The following is a 22,439-nucleotide window of genomic DNA, read 5'->3' as shown; positions in this document are numbered from 1 at the left end:
TCGCGGACGAGGAGAGTTTTATGTCCAACGCCGAACATATCGTTACCGCCTATAGCGAAGAGCTTCTCACCCTCGCCCAATCCATCGCCGAAATGGGCGGCCTTGTCGAAGCCGCGATCGAGAACGGTACCAAGGCCCTCATCACGCTTGACCGCGAACTGGCCGACGTCACCATCATCGGCGATCAGCGCATCGACGACATGCAGCGTCGCATCGATGACATGGCCGTTTCCATGATCGCCCGCCGCCAGCCCATGGCGTCCGATTTGCGCGCCATCATCACCGCCATCCACGTTGCCAACGATCTCGAGCGCGTCGGCGACATGGCCAAGCAACTGGCCCGCCGTTCGCTCAAGCTCGAAGGCATCAGCCTTCAGCCGTCCTTCTACAACGGCGTCAAGAACATGAAGACGCTGGTGCTGCGGCAGGTGAAAGACGCTCTCGACGCCTACGCCAATCGCGATGCGGAGGCCGCCGTGGAAGTCTGCAACCGCGATGACGAGGTCGACGCGCTGCATACGTCGCTGTTCCGCGAACTTCTCACCTATATGATGGAAGATCCGCGCAACATCACCACCTGCACGCATCTGCTGTTCTGCGCCAAAAACCTCGAGCGCATTGGCGACCACGCCACCAATGTCGCAGAGCGCGCTTATTATCTGCAGACCGGCAAGCAGCTTACCGCCGAAGTCCAGCAGCTGCAGCGCCAGCAGATCAAGATCTGACACGAGGCATATCCTCTCGTCCTCTCCTGAAAGAAGGGGACGAGAGGGAGCTGACATAGTTTAATAGCAACGGCCCCTTCTCCGGAGGCCGAACGACGGAGCACATCCATGCCCGCGACGATCCTTGTTGTCGAAGACGAAGGCGATATCGCCATCCTGCTGCGCTATAATCTCGAGGCCGAAGGGTTTAGCGTGATTACGGCCGAAAGCGGTGACGAGGCCCAGCAGGCCATCGCCGAGAAGCTTCCTGATCTCATCCTCCTCGACTGGATGCTGCCTGAAATTTCGGGCATCGAACTCTGCCGGCGCCTCCGCGCGCGTGACGAAACGGCCCGCGTGCCGATCATCATGCTCACCGCCCGCGGTGAGGAAGAAGAGCGTGTCCGCGGCCTTGCCACCGGTGCAGACGACTATGTCGTAAAACCCTTCTCGGTCCCCGAGCTCCTGGCGCGCATCCACGCCCTCCTCCGCCGCGCCAATCCCAATCTCGTCACCGCCTCGCTCAAGGTCGGCGATCTCGAAATCGACCGCACGACGCACCGGGTACGGCGCGCCACCCGCGACATCCATCTGGGGCCCACCGAATATCGTCTGCTCGAATATCTGATGCGCCATCCCGGCCGCGTCTATTCACGCGAGCAACTGCTGGACGGTGTCTGGGGCAATGATGTTTATGTCGACGAGCGCACGGTCGACGTGCATATCGGCCGTCTCCGTCGCGCCATCAATCGCGGTCGTGAAGCGGACCCGATCCGCACTGTTCGCGGCGCGGGTTATTCCTTCGACGAACGTTTTGGCCAGGCCGCCTGATCATGATCACCATCTACCACAACCCCGAGTGCGGAACCTCGCGCAACACGCTGGCGATGATCGTCCAGAGTGGCGAGCCCCATGAAGTGATCGATTATCGCACCAACCCGCCCGATGAGGCGCGGCTGCGCTGGATGATCGCCAGTGCCGGGCTCAGTGTGCGCGACGCTATCCGCCAGAAGGGAACGCCCTACACCGAAGTGGGCCTCGACAACCCCGAGCTGGACGATGACGCGCTCATCGCCGCCATGCTGTCCCATCCCATCCTCATCAATCGGCCCTTTGTCGTCACCCCGAAGGGCGTCCGCCTCTGCCGCCCCTCGGAACTGGTGCTGGACCTGCTCAAAAATCCCGATATAGGCCCGTTCACCAAAGAAGACGGCGAAGTCATCATCGATGCCAATGGCAAGCGCCTGAAGGGCTGATTGCCCCTAGGGCCCGACTTCGGGGCTGTCGCGGAGCGGCGTCCGGTCGTCGAGCGGCACGGTCTGACGTTCGATCATCCGGTGCACCCTCGGTTTGCCTTCGCCCCGGTGCAGCGCCCGCAACTGGTCGATATTTTCGGCATCGGCCTTGGTGCGGCGCATATTGTGCCGGACGTAGTCGATCCAGGTCGGCACGTGGTAGCTCTCCACCCAAAGCTCGGGGTGTTCCAGATCGCGCAGCAGTGACCACTGCCGCGCCCCGTCCCGCATGCGGATGCGGCGGCGCTCGCTCATCAGGGCGAAGAAGCGCGGAATATCTTCCTGGGCAATGTGATAGTCGATCATCACCATGATCGGCCCACTCTGCGGCCTGAGGTCGAGACGCAACATCGGCTCGTTGAACGTGTCGAGCGGATTGAGGTCGCGCTCGTTGAACTGCGGCAGCGCCAGGCGGAAACCGACCAGCAGGCACATCAGCAGTACAAGGCTCGCCGATGCCAGGGCCCAATCCGGCCCGACGCTGTCGGCTACTGCGCCCCAGAGCCAGCTACCGGCCGCCATGCCGCCAAAAGTGGCCGTCTGGTAGAGCGACAGCGCACGGCCCACTACCCAGCGCGGCGAAGAGAGCTGGATCGACACATTGAACAGTGACAGCGCCAGAACCCAGCAGGCCCCTGCTGGCAACAGTGCGAAATGGCTGAGGATCGGGTCGCGGCTGAACCCGAGCGTCACGCAGGCGATGGCAAAGCCGAGGCACGCCATCCGCACGATGGCTTCATTGCTGAACCGCTGCCGCACCCGGCCATTGAGGAAAGCACCGATAATCGCGCCGAGCCCGAAACACCCCAGCAGCGTGCCATAGACCATGGCCCCGCCGCCGACATATTCGCTTGCAACTGAGGGCAGCAGCGCCAGCACCACAATGGCCGCGACACCGAAAAGAAATCCACGGAACAGCACGGTCAGCAGATTGGGCGACAGCGACACATAGCGAATGCCGGCCCACATGGCCCGGCCGAGCGTCTCGCGCGGCAGCCTGGCAGGGGGTTGGCTGGGTTTCCAGCGCCACAGCGCCGCAATCAGCGTCAGATAGGACAAAGCGTTGATGGCAAAGGCCGCGCTTGCCCCGGCAAAGGCGACGATCAGCCCACCCACCGCGGGTCCGACGCTGCGCATCATGTTGAAGCCCATGGCGTTGAGCGTCACCGCGCCGGGCAGATCCTCGCGCGGCACCAGATCGCCCATGGAGGCCTGCCAGGACGGATTGAACAGCGCTGAGCCGCAGCCGATGAGGAAGGTGAAGGTCAACAGCAGCCAGGGATTGAGCAATCCCATGAAGGCGAAGATCGCCAGCACCAGCGACACCAGCGCCATGCCCGACTGGGCAACAAGCATCACGGTGCGGCGGTCGAAATTGTCCGCAAGGGCCCCTGCTGCAATGGAAAAAATCATGATCGGCAGCGTCGTCGACGCCTGCACCAACGCCACCATATTGTGGGAGTCGGTGAGCGTGGTCATCATCCAGCCCGCCCCGACGGACTGCACCAGCCCGCCGAGATTGGATACCAGCGTTGCCAGCCACAACAGGCGGAAATGCTCGTGGCGGAAGGGCGCCAGCATGGATGGGCGCTCAGACATAAGGCCTCTCAATTCTGCGTAATGCCTTCATGCGCCACCCGGGCTGCGGAGGCAAGGCCGGTGGCTCATTCCGAACCCTCGGGCCACAACCTTGGTTCCTGCCCTTCCCCGCTTCTATGCCCGAGGGACAAAAAAAACGGGGCCCATCGGCCCCGTCCAATATTCTGCTCTCTGGCCGGGGTGTTAGCCGGCAGAGGTATAGGCCGTCTTCACCACGGTGAAGAACTCTGCGGCATATTTGCCCTGCTCGCGCGGACCATAGCTCGAGCCCTTGCGCCCGCCGAACGGCACGTGGAAATCGACACCTGCGGTCGGCACGTTGACCATCACCATGCCGGCTTCCGAATTGCGCTTGAAGTGGGTGGCGTATTTCAGAGAGGTCGTCACGATGCCGGCGCTGAGGCCGAAATCGGTGTCATTGGAGATGGCAAGCGCCTCGTCATAATCCTTGGCCTTGATCACGGCTGCGACCGGGCCAAAAATTTCCTCGCGGGCAATGCGCATCGAGTTCGTCGCTTCGGTGAACAGCGTAGGCTGCAGGAAGTAGCCCTCGGTGTCCTTCTTCACGCGCTCGCCGCCGGCGACAAGCTTGGCGCCCTCGGCCTTGCCGATCTCGATGTAGTCGGTGTCCTGCTTGAGCTGGCTCGGATCGACCACGGGACCGATCTCGGTGTCCTTGTCCAGAGCATCGCCGACGCGCAGATTGCGGGTACGCTCAGCCAGGGCCTCGACGAATTTGTCGTGGATGCCTTCTGTGACGATGACGCGCGACGCCGCCGTGCACCGCTGGCCGGTCGAGAAGAAGGCTGACTGCGCAACCGATTCAACGGCGACCTTGAGGTCCGCGTCATCGAGGACGATGGTCGGGTTCTTGCCGCCCATTTCGAGCTGGAACTTGCGGTTGTGCTCGATCGAGGCAGCAGCGACGCGCTTGCCGGTGCCCACCGAACCGGTGAACGAGATGGCCGAGACATCCTTGCTGTCGAGCATGGTCTGACCGACGACCGAACCCTTGCCCATGACAAGGTTCAGCACGCCTTTGGGCAGGCCGGCACGCACGAGGATATCAACGATCGCCCAGGTCGAACCCGGCACTAGATCGGCCGGCTTGATGACCACGGTATTGCCATAGGCCAGAGCCGGGGCAATTTTCCAGGACGGGATGGCGATCGGGAAATTCCACGGCGTGATGATGCCGATAACGCCAATCGGCTCGCGGGTGATCTCGACGTTCACGCCCGGGCGCACGGATGGCAGGATTTCGCCCGCAAGACGCAGCACTTCGCCAGCGAAGAAGTCAAAGATCTGGCCGGCGCGGGTCACTTCGCCGATGCCTTCGGGCAAGGTCTTGCCCTCTTCGCGGCTCAACAGCTCGCCGAGCTCCTGCTTCCGCGCCAGGATCTCGTCGGCGGTCTTGCGCAGGATGGCATGGCGCTCAAGGATGCCTGAGCGCGACCACGCCGGGAAAGCGGCCTTGGCGGCGGCAATCGCCCGCTGGGTCTCTTCGGCCGTGGCGCGGGCATAGACACCCACAACGTCGGTGAGATTGGACGGGTTGATGTTCTCAGCCCCGTCAGTCCCCACCCATTCGCCGTCGATGAGGTTCTTGTGCAGTTCGGTCATTTCGCAAGCCTTTCGGATCGTTGGTCAGCGCGAGTGGTGAGCGCTAGAGGAGGTCGGCGCGAGCCAGGTCGCGCAGCAGATGACTGGTGCCATAGGTCCAGGGTGGGCATTTGGTGGAGAGGTTCACCCGGTTCGACAGGGTACCCAGGCTCGGCGTCGAGATCGAAACCACGTCGCCGATCTTGTGGGTGAAACCCTTTCCGGCGCCATCGCGATCCTTCACCGGCGCGAACATGGTCCCCAGATAGAGCACCAGCCCGTCCGGATACTGATGGTGGCCACCGATGGTCGCTTCGACCAGCGACGCGGGTGTCCGCGAAATCTGGCCCATCTTGGATTGGCCTTCGAGAACAAAACCGTCCTCGCCTTCGACGCGCAGGGCGATCTCGGCCTCGCTGATGGTCTCGAGTGTGAACTCGCCGTCGAAAAGGCGCACGAACGGCCCGAGCGAAGCCGAGGCGTTATTGTCCTTCGCCTTGCCCAGAAGCAGGGCCGATCGGCCTTCCACGTCGCGCAGATTGACGTCATTGCCCAGCGTCGCGCCGATGATCTCGCCGCGGCTCGTCACCAGCAGCGCAACCTCCGGCTCAGGGTTGTTCCAGTTCGAAACCGGGTGCAGCCCAACTTCGGCGCCATGTCCCACCGAGCTCATCGGCTGGCCCTTGGTGAAAATCTCGGCGTCGGGGCCGATGCCCACTTCGAGATACTGGCTCCAGACGCCCTTCTCGATCAGCGCGGCCTTGACCTTCATGGCGCCATTGGAGCCCGGCACAAGCTGGCTGAGATCGGTGCCGATCAGATCGAGGATCTCGCCGCGCAGGGCATCGGCACGGGAGTTGTCGCCGCGCGCCTGCTCCTCGATAACGCGTTCGAGCAAGGAGACGACGAAGGTCACACCCGAAGCCTTGATGGCCTGGAGGTCGATCGGGGACAGCAACACAACCTGTTCAGCGTCTACCGGGTTGGCAAAGGAATTGGCGAGGATGGTGCCGGCGTCGCCCAGACTGGTTCCGTCAGCACTGCGGACATGCTCGGCGGCCTTGCCGCCCTCTGCAATATCCCGCACCGTGGCAAAACCCTTGGCGGTGATATCGATCAATTCTCCGTTCCGCACGGTGACGATGCGTGGATGTGCATATCCCGGTACACGGGCGCGCCCGATCAAGATTCCACCAGGGATAATGTCGCCGACCATAAGAGTTCCTCCCGCCTATTGGTGTGGAGTGACTAACCCGGCAGCCCGACCCGGTGCAAGTTAAACCGGCATAAAATCATACTATTGCTGCTTTCCGCCGACCGGAAGGGCCACTGCTCGTGCCAGCTGGCTCAGATAGGCGGAAAATTCCGGGTCCTCTCCGGCGAGATGCGCATCCATGGCGTCCCGAAAGTCTTTTCGGGCGCACCACTCGCGCATCCAGTCTTCCCAGGAGCGCCACCGCCGCAGGTCAGCACCCGACATTTTTGGTTCGTAGGTCAGGATATAGGCGCGCTCGAACAGCGAGATCAAAATGCCGAAGAGCGCCGATTTACGGGCGGCCTGCTCGGCATCCAGCCCCATGGACGGGGCGGGATCGAGCAGGCGAAGGTCGGGATGGCTGAGGACCAGCTTGAGGAACTCGACATATTCGTCGGCCAGCATCAGGTAGATTTCTTCTTCCTCCTGCTGGCGCTGCCGCGCGCGGTCGAGGACATAAAACATGATCGCCATCGGAAGGCCGACCACGGTGACGACATAGCTTGCAGTTTCCCAGGACATGATGTTCTCCCCTCGCCCTACGCGTACCAGACCTATTCAGTTCCCGTTCAGCCACGCCGCAATACTGACGCATTGGGTGGAGACATCTCTCCACCCATGTGACCAAGGAGTCTCTCATGCGTCTTTCGAGCGTCCTCATTCCCTTCGCCCTCATCGCCACCGCCGTCCCTGCTTATGCGGGCTCGATCACCATCGAAGGCCAGGGCGAAGTGCGCGCTGCGCCGGACATGGCAATGATCAGCTCGGGCGTCACCACCCAAGGCGCGACCGCCCGCGAAGCGCTGGACGCAAACACCGCGGCCATGGCGGAGCTGATTGCGGCGCTCAAGGCAGAAGGCATCGAGGCTCGCGACATCCAGACCTCGGGCTTCTCGGTCAACCCGAACTATGTCTATTCCGATGCCCGCGACGAACATGGCTACACCCTGCCGCCCAAGATCAATGGCTATCAGGTGTCCAACACTGTCAGCGTCGCCGTCCGCGATCTGGGCGAGCTGGGCTCCATCCTCGACAAATCCGTCACCGTTGGCGCCAACACCATCAATGGCGTGAGCTTCTCGGTGGCCGATCCGTCCGAACTCTATAACGAGGCCCGCAAGGCCGCTTTCGCTGACGCCCGCGACAAGGCCGCGCTCTATGCCAACGCTGCCGGTGCTACCTTGGGCGAGCTCGAATCCATCACCGAAAGCCAGGGTTTCAGCGGCCCCCAGCCCTACCCCATGTATGCCCGCGCCGAGATGGCAGCCTCCGCTCCGGTGCCGGTCGAAGCTGGCGAGATGAGCTTTGCCATCACCGTCAAGGTCGAGTGGGATTTGAACAACAAAGCCGACTAATTGGCTGGATAATGCTGGCTTCGCCACGTTTCGGCCAAACCAGCCATGGCATAGAGCCCGCGCAATGGCCCCGCAACTTTGGGGCCATAAGCTTGCGAGCTTCCCGCCTCCCCTCTTGAGGGGCTCGGGACGGTGGGGATGGTTTTCGTAGTCACCCATCCCCACCAACCCCTTTGCTCTACCCCAGCACAACCTTCCAGAGCATGTTGAGGCCGACCAGGACCAGGAAGCCCGCGAACACATATTTCAGCGTCTTCTGGTCGAGCCGGTGCGCCAGCGCGGCACCGAGCGGCGCACAGAACGCGGCGAGCACGCCGACCAGCACCAGCGCCACCAGATTGATATAGCCGATGCTGAGCGGCGGCAGATCCGCGACGCCCCAGCCGGAAATCAGATAGCCCAGCGTCCCCGAGAGCGCGATGGCGACACCGATGGCCGCCGAAGTGCCGACCGCCTTGTGCATGGTCTCCCCAAAGGCCACCAGCGTCGGCACGGTCAGCGATCCGCCCCCGATCCCCATCAGCGACGAGAGATATCCCACCACAAACCCGGCGCCCCGGTGCGTATTGGCCGAATTGCGCAAATGCCCCATCAGCCTGGTCTGGAACGAGAACAGGATATTGGCGGCAATCACGAATGCGAGCACCGCAAAGACGATGCGCAGCGCATCGCCTGAGAAGAACCCCGCCATCAGTCCACCGATGAGCGTTCCCGCCACAATGAACGGCACCCAGAGCCGCAGCGCCTTTGTATCGACCGCGCCGCGCTTGTGGTGCGCCCGCGCGCTCATGATGCCTGTCGGAATGATGATGGCCAGCGACGTGCCCACCGCCACATGCTGGACGATATCGGGATCAAATCCCATCAACAGCAGCGCATTGCCCAGCGCCGGCACGATCACCGCACCGCCGCCGATGCCCAGGAGGCCCGCGGCAATCCCCGAGACGACGCCTGTCGCCAGCATCCCCACCACAAACGGCCAATAGGCGAGGACCGCGTTCCAATCCATGTTCATTCCCCAATAAGATGCAGCACCACTTCGCGCCGATGCGGCCGCCTGCGGTGTTCAAAGAGATAAAGTCCCTGCCAGGTCCCCAGCACCGGATGCCCGCCGGAAACCGGTATGCCGATAGACGTCTGGGTCAGCGCCGCCTTGATATGGGCCGGCATGTCATCCGGCCCTTCGGTCGTGTGCACCAGCCAGTCCATGCCTTCCGGCACGAGACGCCGGAAAAAACCGCTCAGATCCGTCTGGACGTCCGGATCGGCATTTTCCTGGATCAGCAGCGAACAGGAGGTGTGACGCACAAAGACCGTCGCGAGCCCCGTTTCGATGCCGCTGTCCCGAACGAAATGACGAAGCCGGGCCGTGAAGTCGAAAAGACCCTGTCCGCGCGTTTCAATGATGAGACTGTCGATGACCTGACGCATGGCGCCACGCTATCACGCCGCGCCGCCACGACCAGAGGCTTGCCGGCCCCGATCCGTCCACCGCCGCATTTGCGCCTTGTTATGCCGTCCCATGTGGACATATCAAAGCTGGGGGAACTGTCTCAGACCCCCGGCGTTTGGGCCTTTCAGCGGATAGAGGGTCCTAGTCCAGCCCACTTTCCCCATTCAGATTGGGTTCAGACGCGGGTCGCGATGCTCGTGCCACCGTGTCTCCGAGACGACGAAGGAAGTAACAATGCGCCTCAAAAACTGGCTCCTGACCGGCACAAGCATCGGTCTCCTTGCGCTCGCACCACTGTCCGCCACTGCGCAGGATGGCGATTTGCGGGCTGCCTACGAAGCCTATGCAGCAGCTCAGGCCAGCGGCGATGCCGCAGCCCTCGAGGCGGCACAAGGCACGCTGACAGAGCTTTGCATCGTCGCCGGCTACGCCAGCCTCGATGAATGCATTGCCGCCATCAACGGTGGCGGGGCCCCTGCACCCGCAGTTGAAGAAGCGCCCCCGGCCGCAGAACCCCAGCCCGAGGCTCCGGTTGAGGAGCCCCAGCCTGAAGCGCCGGCCGAGCAGCCACCTGCCGAAGCGCCGCCTGCCGAACAGCCGCCCGCACCGCAGCCGGAAGCTCCGGTTGAACAGCCTGCAGAGCCCACACCGGAAGTGCCGGTCGAAGAGCCCGCAGCGCCCCAGCCCGAGGCCCCTGTTGAAGAACCCGCAGCCGAAGCGCCGGCTCCGGTTGAGGTTGCCCCGGTCCCCGCTCCTGCTCCCGAGGCTCCTCCGGCGGTCGAAGCGGCCCCGGCCGAGCCCGCCCCGGCCCCTGAAGTTGCGCCTGCCCCCGAACAGCCTGCAGCCCCCGAGGCTCCTGCCGCCGACTATGGCGCTCTGCTGACGGCTCAGGTCGACGCCTATAACACCGGTGTCGCGGACCTGATGGCTGGCAACGACACCGCCGGCGCCCAGGCCCGCATTGACTCGGCCCGCGCTGAAATCGCACGCCTCTGCGCCGAAGCCGGCCTTGGCGACGAAGCCGCTTGCCTTGCCAATTTCGGCCTGCAGCTGCCCGAAATCCCGGCCCTGCCGGCGGCGCCCGCTCCGGCCCCCGACGCCGCGCAGCCAGTCGCGCCCGCGCCCGCTCCTGAAACCCAGCGGCCGGCAGAGGCCGAACAGCCGGTTGCCCCCGTTCCGGCCGAACAGCCCGTTCAGCCAGAGCAGCCCGTCACATCTGAAGGCGCTCCGGCCGAGATCATCCCCGATCTGCCTGCCGGTATCACCGAAGAACAGATCGCCCCGGTTCTCGACAGCGCCAAGGACGAGGCTCCGCAGCCGCCGACCGTCGTCGAGGGTGCGCCTGCCGCTCCTGCCCCCGAAGCGGCGCCTGTTGCTCCGGCACAGCCCGAAACTCCGCCACCGCCACCGCCGTCCAGCGACGTTGACGCCCAGGCACGTATCGAAATACCTGCCGATGCCCAGGTCATCTCGGTTCTCGCCGAGGAAGGTCAGGCGTTCGACGTGACTGCAGCCGCACCGGCCGCGCCCACGGCCCTGCCGCCCAATGTGACGATCGTCAACCAGACCAACGTGGTCAACAACGTCACCAACAACACGACCAATATCGACAATTCGACCACCAACATCGGCGAGCAGAACAACGTGCAGCAAAACAATGTTCAGCAGAACAATGTTCAGCAGAACAATGTTCAGCCGCTTGCACCGGGTGAAGCTATCACCCAGGTGATCCTGCAGGTCGGCACGCAACTGGTGGTCAATTCCATCGGCCAGGACACGGATCGCTTCTACAATGCCCAGCAGGATGAGGTCTTCTACGAGAACCTCCGCAATGGCCGGGTCCGCGAAACCATTACCCGTCCGGACGGTAGCCAGGTGGTGACCGTGCGCAACGCCAATGGCGACATCCTTCGTCGTTCGCGCATTACGCCGGATGGCGAAGAGATCGTCATGGCGTATTTCGACGAGCGCTATGACACCGCCCTGCTGGAATGGCGCGATCCGGGTGCTGAGCTCCCGCCGCTCCGCCTTAATATTCCGGTACGCGACTATGTCCTCGACGCCGAATTTGCCGATGAAGAAGAGTTGGAAGTCTTCTTCCGCCAGCCGCCTGTCGAGCAGGTCGCCCGCATCTACTCCATCGACGAGGTGAAGCGCTCTGCCCGTGTTCGTGACAGCGTGCGTCGACTCGAGGTTGGCAACCTGACGTTCGATACCGGCGCCGCAACCATCGGTCGCGATCAGGTGACCGCCCTCTCCGGGGTCGCCAATGCCATGTTGGGCCTGCTCCAGCAGAACCCGGCTGAAACCTTCCTCATTGAAGGTCACACCGATGCGGTTGGCTCGGACGTCTCGAACCTCGGTCTTTCGGACCTGCGCGCTGCCACAGTGGCCCGCATCCTGACCGACTTCTACGGCGTCCCGCCCGAAAACCTGGCCACCCAGGGCTATGGCGAACGCTATCTCAAGATCCGCACCGAGGCTGCCGAGCGTGAAAACCGCCGCGTCACCATCCGCCGCATCACGCCGCTGATTACCCTCGCCAGCAATTAACCCTGCTGTCGATGCGTTTGAAGGGAGTCGGGGAACCGGCTCCCTTTTTCTGTGCGCTAAGCCGGGGTGCGTCACCCCGCACGCTTGCTCCGCTATTGCTGCCTGTTATCGAGGCCGGTCAAACGAGCAGGAGCCTCCAATGAAGAAACTCGAACTTTTCGTCGAAAATATCATCCTGGCGTCTCGCTGGCTGCTCGTCGCCTTCTACATCGGCCTCGGCATCGCTCTCGCGTTTTACGCGGTGACCTTCTTCGTAAAGCTCTGGGATTTCGGCACCAAGCTGTTCACGCTCGACGAGACCGCGACCATCCTCAAGGTTCTCGGCCTGATCGACGCCGCGCTTATCGCCAGCCTCGTGGTCATGGTGATCATCTCCGGCTACGAGAATTTCGTCTCGCGCTTTGACAATGAGGAAGAAGTGCATTGGCTGGGCCAGATTGACGCCGGGTCGCTCAAGATCAAGGTCGCGTCCACCATCGTGGCCATCTCGTCCATACACCTGCTGCAGATCTTCCTCAACGTGCCCACATACGGTGATCAGGACATCTTCTGGTACACTGTGCTGCACGTTACGTTCATCCTCTCGGCCCTCTTTCTTGCAATCATCGATGGCATTTCAAAAAAGGGCGGCAAGTCAAAGGGCCCTGAACTCTAGATAAGCCATAGCTATCTGCTTGAGGCACAGGAGCCTTTTTCCGGCCATAATTGTTTTGAGCGATGTGATCACGCCGAAGGGAACTCTCACGCAAAGGTCGCGTTCTTTAGCCAGCGTTGCAACAAAGGAGCGAACATATGGCTACCCCCGAACGCGATACTGTTTATACCCAGGACGGCAACCGCACCGTCTATACGCGCGAAAGCAATGGCACCGGCTGGTTTGTCGGCATCATCGTTGCCCTGGCCCTTCTGGCCATCGGCTATCTGGTGTTTTCGGCTAATTCCGGCCCGACGACTTCCGTTGACGTGAACGGCGCACCTGCAATTGAAGCACCGGTGACCGATCCGGTCGTGGCTCCGGCCCCGATGACCGAAGCACCGGCTCCGGCAACTGATGTGGCTCCCATGACCGAAGCTCCCGCTCCGGCCACTGATGCGGCCCCGGTAACCGACGCACCGGCACCGGCAACTGAAGTTGCTCCCCCGGCTGCTCCGGAAGCCACTCCGGTTCCGGCCAACTAATAACCGCCTCCGTCTCGGCCCTCCCCCGAGACCATTGGGCCCCAGCCTTCGCTGGGGCCTTTTGTTTGCGCACGCGCTTGCATCGGGCCGCCGCCGTCCCCATTTTGGCAGCATCAAGGGAACCCGCATGTTCAATATCGACCAGATCCTCAAGACCCTGCAAACCGACAAGAACGCCCAGCGCACGGCAATGACCGGCGCCGCAGGGCTGGCAGCCGGCATGCTGTTGTCGGGCAAGGCCGGAAAGCTCATCGAAGGCACCGCCAAGTTGGGCGCCGTCGCAGCCTTGGGAGGCCTCGCCTACAAGGCCTGGCAGAACTATCAGGGTCAGCAGCCCACCGCCCCAATGCCGGCCGAGGATGCGTTTATCCCGGCCCAGACTGACACCCACGGCCAGGAGGAACTCGGCAAGACCCTGGTGCGGGCCATGATCGCCGCAGCCAAGGCCGATGGCCGCATCGACGCCGAGGAAAAGGAAGCCATCTTCGAAAAACTGAAAGCCATGACGCTTTCGGCCGAAGAGAAGGCCTGGGTCTTCGACGAGCTTTCAAGCCCTCTCGACATCAACGCCGTTGTCGCCCGCGCCGATACGCCCGAGCACGCCGCCGAGATCTATGCCGCTTCCCTTGTGGCCATTTCTGCCGATACTGCCGCCGAGCAGGCCTATCTCGAAGTCCTCGCCAATAAGCTCAAACTCGCGCCCGCCCTCGTCGCCGAGATCCACAAGGCTGCCGGCGAAGCCGCGCCACAGGCTGCCCCTGTGCAGGCCTCGCCCTTCGCCTACACGCCCTCCGGCAAGTTCTGAGGAGTGTTCACCGCGCGTTCAGGCGGCGCGCGGTAACACCCATGTGCGTTCTTGCGATCCCTGCCCGCGGCCTCCATGTCTGCGGGCAAGGAGATCACCATGGAACTCGGACTTTACTCATTTGCGGAAAACACCCCCGATCCGCTGAACGGCAACCACCTGCAGTCGCCTGCGGAGCGCGTTCGGGACCTCATCGAGGAAATCGAGCTGGCTGACCAGCTCGGCCTCGCCTTCTACGGTCTGGGCGAACATCACCGCCCCGACTACGTCGCCTCTGCCCCCACCACCATTCTTGCGGCGGCGGCGGCGCGCACCAAATCCATTCGCCTCTCGACCGCCGTCACCGTGCTCAGCTCGGAAGACCCGGTTCGCGTCTATCAGCAGTTCTCGACACTTGATCTGATCAGTAATGGTCGCGCTGAAATCATGGCGGGCCGCGGCTCGTTCATCGAGAGCTTCCCGCTCTTCGGCTACAAGCTCGACGATTACGATGATCTGTTCGAGGAAAAGCTCGAAATGCTGCTCGCCATCCGCAAGGGTGGCAAGATCGCTTGGCCTGGCAGCCAGCACACCCAGCCAATCCCGGGCATCGAAATCTACCCGAAACCGGTGCAGGATCCGCTGCCGCTCTGGATCGCGGTCGGGGGCACGCCCAATTCCGTCGCCCGCGCGGCCTATCACGGCCTGCCCTTGATGATTGCCATCATTGGCGGACGGCCGCGCCAGTTCGTACCGCTGGTCGATCTCTATCGCCAGACCGGCGCCAAGGTCGGCCATGCCGCCTCAGCGTTGAAACTGGGAGTTTCCGGTCACGGCTTCATCGCCGAGGACAGCCAGTCGGCCCGCGATATCGCTTTCCCGGCCCACAGCGCTGCGATGAGCCGCATTGGCGCCGAACGCGGTTGGCCGCCCACCACCCGAGCCCAGTTCGACGCCGGCACAACGGCCGAAGGCGCTTACTACATGGGCTCGCCGCAGGAAGTGATCGACAAGATCCTGATGCAGCATGAGTGGTTCAGGCACGATCGCTTCGGCCTGCAGCTCAGTGTCGGCACCTTGCCCCATGACAAGGTCATGAGGGCAATCGAGCTCTACGGCACCGTGGTCAAGCCGGCGATCGACAAGGCGCTCGGGACTACTTCGCCGAGCGCGTGATCGAGCGGATTGCCAGCGGGGGCACACCGGACTTCTCGGAAATGGCGCGGTCCTGCTCTTCAATTGCAGCCTTGGCGGGCTCATCCCCGTCGAGGCCACCGAGCAGATTAGCGTCAACCTTGCGATTGGAGCGCTGCGAACCGTCTTCGTAGACAATGTCGAACATGACGAATTCGGTGCGGGCGGTTGGCTTTCTGGCCATGGTAAACTCCTTTGGACAAAACATAACCGCGAGCCCGGGGGGCCCGCGGTCTTCGGTAGATATAGTTCTGGGGATCAGCGGTAGATGTGGTCGCCCTGCTCGTCGACGATCTGGCGACCCTTGCTCAGAGCGAGCGCAACCAGATCTTCGCGAGAATTCATGCGGTCGGCGCGGATGAACCGGTAGCTCTTGAGCTCGCCGCCAATTTCCTTCTCGATCGTGCCGGCCAGCTGCAGTTCGCTGCCCGCCTTCATTTCGATGGCCTTGATCAGATGGCCTTTGTAGCTTTCCTCGCCCATGACCTTGTCACCGGCCGGCTCGGCGCTGGCAGCTCCCCCGCCGCCGAAAAGCTTCTTGAAAAACGACATAAGCGGCCCTCCTTCTTATTGCGGTCTGCGCACCGGCCGGGGTCGCACCAGCTCACCGCGCTTGTCCATCTCTTCCTGCAACCAAAGCGGTGAGATGTCAAAATAGTTGGGCCAGGTCGGCACCCCGTTGGCGAGGCTCACCTTGGCGAAATAGGCCCGGTCCCGGAGGGGTTCGGTGCCCTCTCCGCGTTCGGAGAGCATCGGCGCCGCGTTGAAGGTGCCCAGGGTTCCATCCGAGAACATTACCACCAGTTTGAAGGGGGTAGCGGCCCGGATGGAGGTGATTTTGAGGCGCGGAGCCGCCATGGAGCTGCTCCTAGTTGTCGAGGAAGCTCCGCAGCTTGCGGCTCCGGCTCGGATGCTTGAGCTTGCGCAGGGCCTTGGCTTCGATCTGACGGATACGCTCGCGCGTCACCGAGAACTGCTGGCCCACTTCTTCGAGCGTATGGTCGGTATTCATGCCGATACCAAAGCGCATGCGCAGCACGCGCTCTTCGCGCGGCGTCAGCGAGGCCAGAACGCGCGTGGTGGTTTCACGCAGGTTCGACTGGATCGCGGCATCGATCGGCTGGATCGCGTTCGAGTCCTGGATGAAATCGCCCAGGTTCGAATCTTCCTCGTCACCGATCGGCGTCTCGAGCGAAATCGGCTCCTTGGCGATCTTGAGGACCTTGCGAACCTTGTCGAGCGGCATCTGCAGCTTTTCGGAAAGCTCTTCCGGCGTCGGCTCGCGGCCGATTTCGTGCAGCATCTGGCGGCTGGTGCGGACGATCTTGTTGATCGTCTCGATCATGTGCACCGGAATACGGATGGTGCGCGCCTGATCGGCGATCGAGCGGGTGATCGCCTGACGGATCCACCAGGTCGCATAGGTCGAGAACTTGTAGCCGCGGCGGTATTCGAACTTATCGACCGCCTTCATCAGGCCGATATTGCCTTCCTGAATGAGATCGAGGAACTGCAGGCCGCGGTTGGTGTACTTCTTGGCGATGGAGATCACGAGACGCAGGTTCGCCTCGACCATTTCCTTCTTGGCAATCGCAGCTTCGCGCTCACCCTTCTGCACCTTGTGCACGATACGGCGGTATTCGGCGATATCGAGGCCGGTCTCGGTGGCAAGCGTCGCGATATCCTGACGGATGTCGTGGACCGTGTCGGCTTCGCGGCGGGCAAACTCGCCCCAGCCCTTGCCGGGCAGGTTTTCGAGGCCCTGTTCCCAGGTCGGGTCGAGCTCGCGCCCGTAATAGTTCTGCAGGAAGGCTTCGCGCTTGACGCCATAGCTCTCGGCCAGACGCAGCAGACGACCTTCGAGCTTCACCAGACGCTTGTTGATGTCGTAGAGCTGCTCGACCAGGCTTTCGATACGGCTGGCATTGAGCGAGAGCGACTTCACATCGGTGATGACTTCGCCGCGCAGCGCGCTCAGGCGCTCGGTTTCCGCGTCGGAAACCGTGGCCGAACGGTCCTCGGCGTGACGGTCCTGCATCTCGCGCATCTGGCCATAGGCCTCAGCGATGCGGTTGAAGGTTTCCACGACCTGCGGCTTGAGCTCGGCTTCCATCGCCGACAGCGACAGGGCGTTATCGAACTCATCATCGTCGTCGTCGACCGGGTCCTGCGGGGGCTCTGGCTCTTCCGGGACGTAATCGTCATCTTCGCCCGACGAGGCCCGCTTGGCGGCAGCCTTGGGCTTGTCCTTGGACGTCTCCGGCTCGGCCTTGACCGGCATTTCGACGGTCGGCGCAGCCTGCTTGGCGTCGGGGCCGGCATAGGTGGCTTCGAGATCGATAATGTCGCGCAGCAGGATTTCGCCCTGCGCCAACTGATCACGCCAGATAATGATGGCCTGGAAGGTCAGCGGGCTCTCGCAAAGGCCCTCGATCATGGTCTCGCGACCAGCCTCGATGCGCTTGGCGATGGCGATTTCGCCTTCGCGGCTCAGCAGCTCGACCGAACCCATCTCGCGCAGATACATGCGCACCGGGTCATCGGTACGGTCGGAGCCGGACTTGGCATTGGACGTGTTGGCAACAGCCGTGCCGGTCGAGGGCGCGACTTCAGTGCCGGTTTCTTCCTCGTCCTTCTCGACTTCGGTCTCTTCGACCTCGTCCTCGTCGACGACGTTGATGCCCATTTCCGAGAACATGGACATGAAGTCTTCGATCTGCTCGGAACTCACTTCGTCCGAGGGAAGAACGGCATTCAGCTCTTCATAGGTGACATAGCCGCGCTTCTTGGCGACCTTGATCAGCTTCTTGACCGCCGCATCGTTCTGATCGATCAGGGGGCTGTCATTGGACGTCTCGGGAGCCCCGGATTCGGGCTTCTCGGTGTCCTTGCTGACTTTGTTCGCTGCCTTGGTGGCCATCTGCTACTCCTCGGGACCCGCGGTCTTCGGGCGCCGGACTTGTCATAGGTGGGGACAGCTCAAGACAAGGTAAAGGTTTGGTCACCAAGCCGTTAACAAGCTCAGCTATCCATGGCTCGCATTGGGACTGCGTCGGTCTGCAAAAGCATACGCAAAAAGCGCGCGTCGTCACAGGCTTTTAGGTCGATCCTAAAAACTGCGAGTCGCGCGTCCCGATAGCGAACCAAATCCTTCGATCAATGCCTCTGTGCCATCGACAGTGGTAATCTGGTTCTTGATGTCTCGCAGCCGTTCAAAGGTTTCTTCGCTCGGGTCTTCGCCCAGCGCGGCTTCGGCTGCCTTCAGCTCCCTATTTAGCTGAACTTTCTTGTTATGCAAGGCCAGCGCATGACTTAATCCGATCTCGGCGTCCGACAAGGCGGTCTCCGGACCGGCCTGCCACACCCCCTGACGCAGCAGGGTGTCGCGCATCCGCTCGAGCGCCGCCCCATGGCCACGCGCCCCAAGGGCCGACTTCAAATCTTCGGCGGAAATATCGTGGTGGCGCACCACCAGGGCGAGGATGTCGCTCAAAACCTTCTGCGCCAGCGCGGTTTCACAGTCGAGCGCCGCCAGCGCCTCGAAGCTGTGCTCTACCGCTGCCGGGTGATTAACCAGCGTCAGGATGATGGTCGCCTCGCGCGGCGTCACATTGGCCACCGCGCTCGGGCGCATCAGCCGCGAATTGCGCAGCGTGTCGGAAACAACCAGCCGCGGCGTTCCACGCGACGGGAATCCATAGGCCCCGCTCTGCCCATAGGCGGGACGACCCATGCCCTTGTCGCGCCCTTGCCGCAGCGGGGCGAAAAAGGCCTTCAACTTTTCGTCAAACGCCTGCTGGTAGTGGAAGCGCACATTCTGGTCGCCGATAACATTGGCCCGCTCGCGCAGCCGCGCCTGCAGCGCCGCCCGCTCTTCCGGCGCTTCGGGCACAAGCCCACCAGTCTCGAGGCTCCATACCATGTCCGAAAGGCTGCGAGCCGTGTCGATCACATCGGCAAAGGCTTGACGTCCCTGCGCCTTGATCAGATCGTCTGGGTCCTGCCCTTCCGGCAGGGTCGCGATCTTGACGCTCCGGCCCGGCTTGAGATGGGGCAGGACGATGTCGATGGCGCGCTCGGCGGCCTTCAACCCGGCCTTGTCGCCGTCAAAGCACAGCACCGGCACATCGGCCATCCGCCACAAGAGCTGCAGATGCTCCTCGGTCAGCGCCGTTCCGAGCGGCGCTACGGTACCTTCGAAGCCCGCCGACACAGCAGCGATCACGTCGAGATAGCCTTCCACCACCACGACACTGGCCGCATTGCGCGCCGCCGTCTTGGCCGAATGCCCATTATAAAGCGTCTGGCGCTTGGAAAAGAGCGGTGTTTCCGGCGAGTTGAGATATTTCGCCGGCACGTCCGGGCTCATCGCCCGACCACCAAAGGCGATCACCCGGCCCTTGAAGTCCATGATCGGGAACATCACCCGGTTGCGGAACCGGTCATAGGTCAGCGGATCGTCGTCGCGGCTGGTGACAAGACCGGTCTCGATCATCGCCTGCGCCGACACGCCATTGGCCGCCAGATGCTCTTTCAGCCCATTGCGGCTGTCCGGCGCAAAGCCGATGCGGAACCGCGTCTGGCTGATCGCCGACACACCGCGCTCAAACAGATATCCGCGCGCCCGCGCCCCGATATTGTGGGCCAGCGCCGCCTCGAAATATTTCGTCGCCAGCTCCATGACGTCGAGCAGGCTTTTTTGCGCGGCATCGCGCTTTTCGATCCGCTCGTCGCGCGCCGGCATCGGTACGCCGGCCATTCCGGCCAGTTTTTCGACGGCCTCCGGAAAGCTGAGGCCGACCTTCTCGGTCAGGAACCGGAACTGATCCCCCGAGGCCCCACAGCCAAAGCAATGGTAAATCCCGCGCCGATCGTCGGCGTGAAAGCTCGGGCTCTTCTCGTTGTGGAACGGGCAGCAGGCCCACATGTCGCCCTTACCGGGCTGGCTTTTGCGCTTGTCCCAAAGCACGTGTTCGCCCACGACCTGCGTTATCGGCAGGCGCTGGCGAATTTCATCCAGGAACTGATCGGAGAAGCGCATGCGTGTTAAGTAAGCACTCCGAAGCGCCGAGTCACGGGCAAGGAACTTATCCACAGCATGACCAAGTACAAAAAACTGCCACTGCCCGTCCTGATCGCCCTGACCACGCTTCCCGCCCTGATGATCGGCACGGTCCTGTGGTTTGTGGCCGACGTGTTCCCGGCCTGCTCAATCACGGAAAAATCCCGGCTGACAGCGCCGGATGGAGCCTTTGACCTCGTCACCTTCTCGCGCAGTTGCGGCGATGACACCCCGGCCAATACCCAGGCGGTGCTGGTGCCACCAGGCGACACCGTCCCGGACGACGCCGCCAGCTTCCTCTCCGTGGCCGCGACGGGTGATTTCGCCCCGCGCTGGACAGCCGACAAGGCTCTCGAGCTCAGCCTGCCGGCCGATGCCCACATTTTTCGCAACGACGACACCGTTGCCGGCGTCGCCGTCACCTATCGCTAGGCCTCAAGCTTCCTTGCTGCGCTGGTAAAGCCGCCAGGCCCAGCCGAAGAGGCCGATGGCCAGAACGATCAGCACGAAGCCGCCCAGGATGATGCTGACCGAAGCCGAGATCACGGGGAACAGCAGGAAAACGAGGCCAAGCAGCACATAGGAAACGCCGGACAGGACCACCGGCCAGATCCGTGCATAGCTCTCGCGCTCGCGCACCACGACGATAATCTGCATCGCGCCCACAAAGACGGCGGCGAAACCGACCAGCATGGATATGAAGGTGACGGTAAAGATCGTCGCGAGGAACGGACTGATCAGGATCACAATACCCAGGATCAGCGACGCCGCATTGGCGATCACGTCGAACCAGTAATTGCCGCTCTTGCCGCCACCGAAGGTGAGGCTCCACAGCCCCAGCGCGCCGTCGATCAGCAGCAGCACGCCACCGAACAGCACCAGCACCGCCAGCGCATCGATCGGAAAGATGACAGCGTAGAGACCAGCCAGCAGCATGAACAAGCCCCGCAGGGCCGTTGCCAGCGCAAAGCGTCTTTTCGTCTTGGATGAAATGCTCAAAACCTTTGCCCTCAAATGCGGGACAGGAGCGTCCCCTCGCGCGCCGCCACCCTATCGAAGCGGCAGACCGACGCCCAGCATCGCCCCGGTTTTAGATTTTCTCAATGCCCCAGTTGCCATTTGTGCATTGATCCCCGGCGCCGCCCGTGAAATGAAGCCGTCTCCCTTCTGAGGCCGCTCGACGGGGCGGTATTGTCTTCATGTCGCTGCCGCTTGTCGCCCTTTTCCTTGCCGCCTTTGCCTTTGGCACTGCGGAATTCGTCATTGCCGGCGTTTTGCCGGAAGTCGCGGCAGGCCTTGGGGTCACCGTCCCCGTGGCCGGCTATCTCATCTCCGGCTATGCCATCGGAATTGCCGTCGGCGGCCCGCTCCTCGCGCTCGCCACCAAGAAAATGCGGCGCAAGACTCTGATCATCCTGCTTGGCGCCGTCTTCGTGGCTGGCCAGGCGTTCAGCGCCCTCGCCCCCAACTTCGAACTGTTGATGCTGGCGCGCCTCTTGGTCTCCTTCGTCCACGGCACCTATTTCGGCATCGCGGCGATTGTTGCTGTCAGCATTTCCCCACCCCACCGGAAGGGCTTTGCGGTCGCGCTGGTTCTCGCCGGCCTCACCGTCTCCAATATTCTGGGCGTGCCCGGTGGCGCGGCGGTCGGCGGCTATTTCGGCTGGCGCGCGACCTTCTGGGCTGTGGGCGCGGTTGGCCTCGTCGCCACCCTCGCTATTGCGCTGTTCCTTCCCGCCCATGCTGGCGACAAGACCGGCTCGGGCAGTTTCCTCCATGAGTTCAAGGCACTGGGCCGCCAGCAGGTGTGGACCTCGCTGATGATCGCCGCCCTGTGCATGATCGGGCAGTATGGTCTCTTCACCTATATCGCCCCTCTCCTCATCGAGGTGACGGGCATGGATAGCGGGACCGTGCCGTGGATCCTGCTGCTATACGGCGTCGGCTCCACCATTGGCGTCTTCGTTGGCGGGCGCCTCGCCGACTGGAACATGATGCGCTCTTTGACGGTGATCCTTGCAGCGCAGGTCGTTCTCTTCATCATCGTCCATCTCGTCAGCCCCTACCCTTTTGCCATGGCGCTGCTCGCGGCCTTCTGGGGCGGTACCAATTTCGCGTTCGGCTCCCCTCTTCAGGCGCGCATTCTCACCTGGGCCAGTGACGCGCCGAACCTGGCCTCAGCCCTCATCCCCACCGCCTACAATGTCGGCATCGCTATCGGCGCGATTCTGGGGGCCGTGCTGCTCGAGGCAAACTTCGGCTACGCCAACCTGCCGTTGATCGGCGTCGTCACCTCAACCCTCTGCGTTGCCTTGGCCATTTCGTCGCACTTGGCCGAAAAACGCAGTCCTGCGCGACCGCCAGCTGTCTCCCCCGCAGAGTAACGCGCCGAGCTGCTTGCAAT

At 62.7% G+C, this 22,439-nt stretch carries 23 protein-coding genes; 11 read left to right on the top strand and 12 right to left on the bottom strand.

The annotated features are described in order from the left end of the window. The first annotated feature begins 20 nt into the window (after positions 1 to 20). From phoU to arsC, 3 genes are all read left to right on the top strand, one after another. Positions 21 to 725 (top strand): phosphate signaling complex protein PhoU, encoded by a 705-nt coding sequence (gene phoU / locus NYQ88_RS06945; protein ID WP_275654223.1) that lies wholly within the window; start codon positions 21 to 23, stop codon positions 723 to 725. 108 nt (positions 726 to 833) lie between these two features. Further along, positions 834 to 1,535 (top strand): phosphate regulon transcriptional regulator PhoB, encoded by a 702-nt coding sequence (gene phoB, locus NYQ88_RS06940; protein ID WP_275654222.1) that lies wholly within the window; start codon positions 834 to 836, stop codon positions 1,533 to 1,535. Next, complete coding sequence (arsC, locus tag NYQ88_RS06935; RefSeq protein ID WP_275654863.1) at positions 1,535 to 1,960, top strand: arsenate reductase (glutaredoxin); 426 nt, start codon at positions 1,535 to 1,537, stop codon at positions 1,958 to 1,960. The genes phoB and arsC overlap by 1 nt, the downstream gene beginning before the upstream one ends. 6 nt (positions 1,961 to 1,966) lie before the next feature. Here arsC and NYQ88_RS06930 read toward each other — a convergent pair whose 3' ends face one another. The 4 genes from NYQ88_RS06930 to NYQ88_RS06915 form a co-directional block, all read right to left on the bottom strand. Further along, entirely contained in the window at positions 1,967 to 3,598 is a 1,632-nt protein-coding gene (locus NYQ88_RS06930) for an MFS transporter (protein WP_275654221.1), read from the bottom strand. A 183-nt stretch (positions 3,599 to 3,781) separates the two neighbouring features. Further along, positions 3,782 to 5,221: an aldehyde dehydrogenase family protein gene (locus tag NYQ88_RS06925; protein ID WP_275654220.1), complete on the bottom strand. Its 1,440-nt coding sequence runs from the start codon at positions 5,219 to 5,221 to the stop codon at positions 3,782 to 3,784. Between the two features lie 43 nt (positions 5,222 to 5,264). Further along, positions 5,265 to 6,416: a fumarylacetoacetate hydrolase family protein gene (locus NYQ88_RS06920; protein ID WP_275654219.1), complete on the bottom strand. Its 1,152-nt coding sequence runs from the start codon at positions 6,414 to 6,416 to the stop codon at positions 5,265 to 5,267. Positions 6,417 to 6,497: 81 nt separating this feature from the next. Then, positions 6,498 to 6,977: a hypothetical protein gene (locus NYQ88_RS06915; protein ID WP_275654218.1), complete on the bottom strand. Its 480-nt coding sequence runs from the start codon at positions 6,975 to 6,977 to the stop codon at positions 6,498 to 6,500. A gap of 116 nt (positions 6,978 to 7,093) precedes the next feature. Between NYQ88_RS06915 and NYQ88_RS06910 the strand changes: the two genes are divergently transcribed. Next, positions 7,094 to 7,810 carry an SIMPL domain-containing protein gene (locus NYQ88_RS06910; RefSeq protein ID WP_275654217.1) on the top strand — a complete coding sequence of 239 codons (717 nt, stop codon included), beginning with the start codon at positions 7,094 to 7,096 and terminating at the stop codon, positions 7,808 to 7,810. A gap of 178 nt (positions 7,811 to 7,988) precedes the next feature. Here the strand turns inward: NYQ88_RS06910 and NYQ88_RS06905 are convergent, their stop codons facing one another. Then, positions 7,989 to 8,819 (bottom strand): sulfite exporter TauE/SafE family protein, encoded by an 831-nt coding sequence (locus NYQ88_RS06905; protein WP_275654216.1) that lies wholly within the window; start codon positions 8,817 to 8,819, stop codon positions 7,989 to 7,991. Between the two features lie 2 nt (positions 8,820 to 8,821). Further along, the gene (locus NYQ88_RS06900) at positions 8,822 to 9,241 is read right to left on the bottom strand and encodes a secondary thiamine-phosphate synthase enzyme YjbQ (protein WP_275654215.1); all 420 of its coding nucleotides are present in this window, start codon (positions 9,239 to 9,241) and stop codon (positions 8,822 to 8,824) included. A 256-nt stretch (positions 9,242 to 9,497) separates the two neighbouring features. Here NYQ88_RS06900 and NYQ88_RS06895 point away from each other — a divergent pair, with 256 nt between their 5' ends. From NYQ88_RS06895 to NYQ88_RS06875, 5 genes are all read left to right on the top strand, one after another. Then, complete coding sequence (locus NYQ88_RS06895) at positions 9,498 to 11,816, top strand: OmpA family protein (RefSeq protein ID WP_275654214.1); 2,319 nt, start codon at positions 9,498 to 9,500, stop codon at positions 11,814 to 11,816. A 139-nt stretch (positions 11,817 to 11,955) separates the two neighbouring features. After that, positions 11,956 to 12,471 (top strand): TIGR00645 family protein, encoded by a 516-nt coding sequence (locus NYQ88_RS06890; RefSeq protein ID WP_275654213.1) that lies wholly within the window; start codon positions 11,956 to 11,958, stop codon positions 12,469 to 12,471. Between the two features lie 137 nt (positions 12,472 to 12,608). Continuing rightward, a complete protein-coding gene (locus tag NYQ88_RS06885) occupies positions 12,609 to 12,995 on the top strand; it encodes a hypothetical protein (protein WP_275654212.1) in 387 nt (128 codons plus the stop codon). A 127-nt stretch (positions 12,996 to 13,122) separates the two neighbouring features. Continuing rightward, entirely contained in the window at positions 13,123 to 13,800 is a 678-nt protein-coding gene (locus NYQ88_RS06880) for a tellurite resistance TerB family protein (RefSeq protein ID WP_275654211.1), read from the top strand. Positions 13,801 to 13,899: 99 nt separating this feature from the next. Then, positions 13,900 to 14,955 carry an LLM class flavin-dependent oxidoreductase gene (locus NYQ88_RS06875; protein ID WP_275654210.1) on the top strand — a complete coding sequence of 352 codons (1,056 nt, stop codon included), beginning with the start codon at positions 13,900 to 13,902 and terminating at the stop codon, positions 14,953 to 14,955. Here NYQ88_RS06875 and NYQ88_RS06870 read toward each other — a convergent pair. The 5 genes from NYQ88_RS06870 to dnaG form a co-directional block, all read right to left on the bottom strand. Beyond that, a complete protein-coding gene (locus NYQ88_RS06870) occupies positions 14,936 to 15,157 on the bottom strand; it encodes a hypothetical protein (RefSeq protein ID WP_275654209.1) in 222 nt (73 codons plus the stop codon). The two genes, NYQ88_RS06875 and NYQ88_RS06870, sit on opposite strands and share 20 nt — an antisense overlap. A 74-nt stretch (positions 15,158 to 15,231) precedes the next feature. Further along, entirely contained in the window at positions 15,232 to 15,525 is a 294-nt protein-coding gene (locus NYQ88_RS06865; protein WP_275654208.1) for an HlyU family transcriptional regulator, read from the bottom strand. Positions 15,526 to 15,540: 15 nt separating this feature from the next. Beyond that, positions 15,541 to 15,831 (bottom strand): DUF2442 domain-containing protein, encoded by a 291-nt coding sequence (locus NYQ88_RS06860; protein WP_275654207.1) that lies wholly within the window; start codon positions 15,829 to 15,831, stop codon positions 15,541 to 15,543. 10 nt (positions 15,832 to 15,841) lie between these two features. Continuing rightward, positions 15,842 to 17,893, bottom strand: coding sequence for an RNA polymerase sigma factor RpoD (rpoD, locus tag NYQ88_RS06855; RefSeq protein ID WP_275654206.1), 2,052 nt, complete (start codon positions 17,891 to 17,893; stop codon positions 15,842 to 15,844). Between the two features lie 189 nt (positions 17,894 to 18,082). Further along, the gene (gene dnaG / locus NYQ88_RS06850; RefSeq protein ID WP_275654205.1) at positions 18,083 to 20,014 is read right to left on the bottom strand and encodes a DNA primase; all 1,932 of its coding nucleotides are present in this window, start codon (positions 20,012 to 20,014) and stop codon (positions 18,083 to 18,085) included. A gap of 57 nt (positions 20,015 to 20,071) precedes the next feature. Here dnaG and NYQ88_RS06845 point away from each other — a divergent pair, with 57 nt between their 5' ends. Beyond that, positions 20,072 to 20,467, top strand: coding sequence for a hypothetical protein (locus NYQ88_RS06845; protein WP_275654204.1), 396 nt, complete (start codon positions 20,072 to 20,074; stop codon positions 20,465 to 20,467). A 3-nt stretch (positions 20,468 to 20,470) separates the two neighbouring features. Here the strand turns inward: NYQ88_RS06845 and NYQ88_RS06840 are convergent, their stop codons facing one another. Beyond that, positions 20,471 to 21,034, bottom strand: a complete 564-nt coding sequence (locus NYQ88_RS06840; protein WP_275654203.1) for a DUF308 domain-containing protein — start codon at positions 21,032 to 21,034, stop codon at positions 20,471 to 20,473. Positions 21,035 to 21,234: 200 nt separating this feature from the next. On the opposite strand from NYQ88_RS06840, the gene NYQ88_RS06835 reads away from it, so the two are divergent. Beyond that, positions 21,235 to 22,419 (top strand): MFS transporter, encoded by a 1,185-nt coding sequence (locus tag NYQ88_RS06835; protein ID WP_275654202.1) that lies wholly within the window; start codon positions 21,235 to 21,237, stop codon positions 22,417 to 22,419. The last annotated feature ends 20 nt before the right edge of the window (positions 22,420 to 22,439 follow it).

The organism is Devosia sp. SD17-2 (genome assembly GCF_029201565.1).
Lineage (GTDB): Bacteria > Pseudomonadota > Alphaproteobacteria > Rhizobiales > Devosiaceae > Devosia.
This window is presented reverse-complemented; position numbering and strand designations above follow the sequence as displayed.

Coding starts and splice junctions, on each gene's coding strand:
- phoU (WP_275654223.1), top strand. CDS start 21: ATGTCCAACGCCGAACATATCGTTACCGCCTATAGCGAAGAGCTTCTC.
- phoB (WP_275654222.1), top strand. CDS start 834: ATGCCCGCGACGATCCTTGTTGTCGAAGACGAAGGCGATATCGCCATC.
- NYQ88_RS06930 (WP_275654221.1), bottom strand. CDS start 3,598: ATGTCTGAGCGCCCATCCATGCTGGCGCCCTTCCGCCACGAGCATTTC.
- NYQ88_RS06925 (WP_275654220.1), bottom strand. CDS start 5,221: ATGACCGAACTGCACAAGAACCTCATCGACGGCGAATGGGTGGGGACT.
- NYQ88_RS06920 (WP_275654219.1), bottom strand. CDS start 6,416: ATGGTCGGCGACATTATCCCTGGTGGAATCTTGATCGGGCGCGCCCGT.
- NYQ88_RS06915 (WP_275654218.1), bottom strand. CDS start 6,977: ATGTCCTGGGAAACTGCAAGCTATGTCGTCACCGTGGTCGGCCTTCCG.
- NYQ88_RS06910 (WP_275654217.1), top strand. CDS start 7,094: ATGCGTCTTTCGAGCGTCCTCATTCCCTTCGCCCTCATCGCCACCGCC.
- NYQ88_RS06905 (WP_275654216.1), bottom strand. CDS start 8,819: ATGGATTGGAACGCGGTCCTCGCCTATTGGCCGTTTGTGGTGGGGATG.
- NYQ88_RS06900 (WP_275654215.1), bottom strand. CDS start 9,241: ATGCGTCAGGTCATCGACAGTCTCATCATTGAAACGCGCGGACAGGGT.
- NYQ88_RS06895 (WP_275654214.1), top strand. CDS start 9,498: ATGCGCCTCAAAAACTGGCTCCTGACCGGCACAAGCATCGGTCTCCTT.
- NYQ88_RS06890 (WP_275654213.1), top strand. CDS start 11,956: ATGAAGAAACTCGAACTTTTCGTCGAAAATATCATCCTGGCGTCTCGC.
- NYQ88_RS06885 (WP_275654212.1), top strand. CDS start 12,609: ATGGCTACCCCCGAACGCGATACTGTTTATACCCAGGACGGCAACCGC.
- NYQ88_RS06880 (WP_275654211.1), top strand. CDS start 13,123: ATGTTCAATATCGACCAGATCCTCAAGACCCTGCAAACCGACAAGAAC.
- NYQ88_RS06875 (WP_275654210.1), top strand. CDS start 13,900: ATGGAACTCGGACTTTACTCATTTGCGGAAAACACCCCCGATCCGCTG.
- NYQ88_RS06870 (WP_275654209.1), bottom strand. CDS start 15,157: ATGGCCAGAAAGCCAACCGCCCGCACCGAATTCGTCATGTTCGACATT.
- NYQ88_RS06865 (WP_275654208.1), bottom strand. CDS start 15,525: ATGTCGTTTTTCAAGAAGCTTTTCGGCGGCGGGGGAGCTGCCAGCGCC.
- NYQ88_RS06860 (WP_275654207.1), bottom strand. CDS start 15,831: ATGGCGGCTCCGCGCCTCAAAATCACCTCCATCCGGGCCGCTACCCCC.
- rpoD (WP_275654206.1), bottom strand. CDS start 17,893: ATGGCCACCAAGGCAGCGAACAAAGTCAGCAAGGACACCGAGAAGCCC.
- dnaG (WP_275654205.1), bottom strand. CDS start 20,014: ATGCGCTTCTCCGATCAGTTCCTGGATGAAATTCGCCAGCGCCTGCCG.
- NYQ88_RS06845 (WP_275654204.1), top strand. CDS start 20,072: ATGACCAAGTACAAAAAACTGCCACTGCCCGTCCTGATCGCCCTGACC.
- NYQ88_RS06835 (WP_275654202.1), top strand. CDS start 21,235: ATGTCGCTGCCGCTTGTCGCCCTTTTCCTTGCCGCCTTTGCCTTTGGC.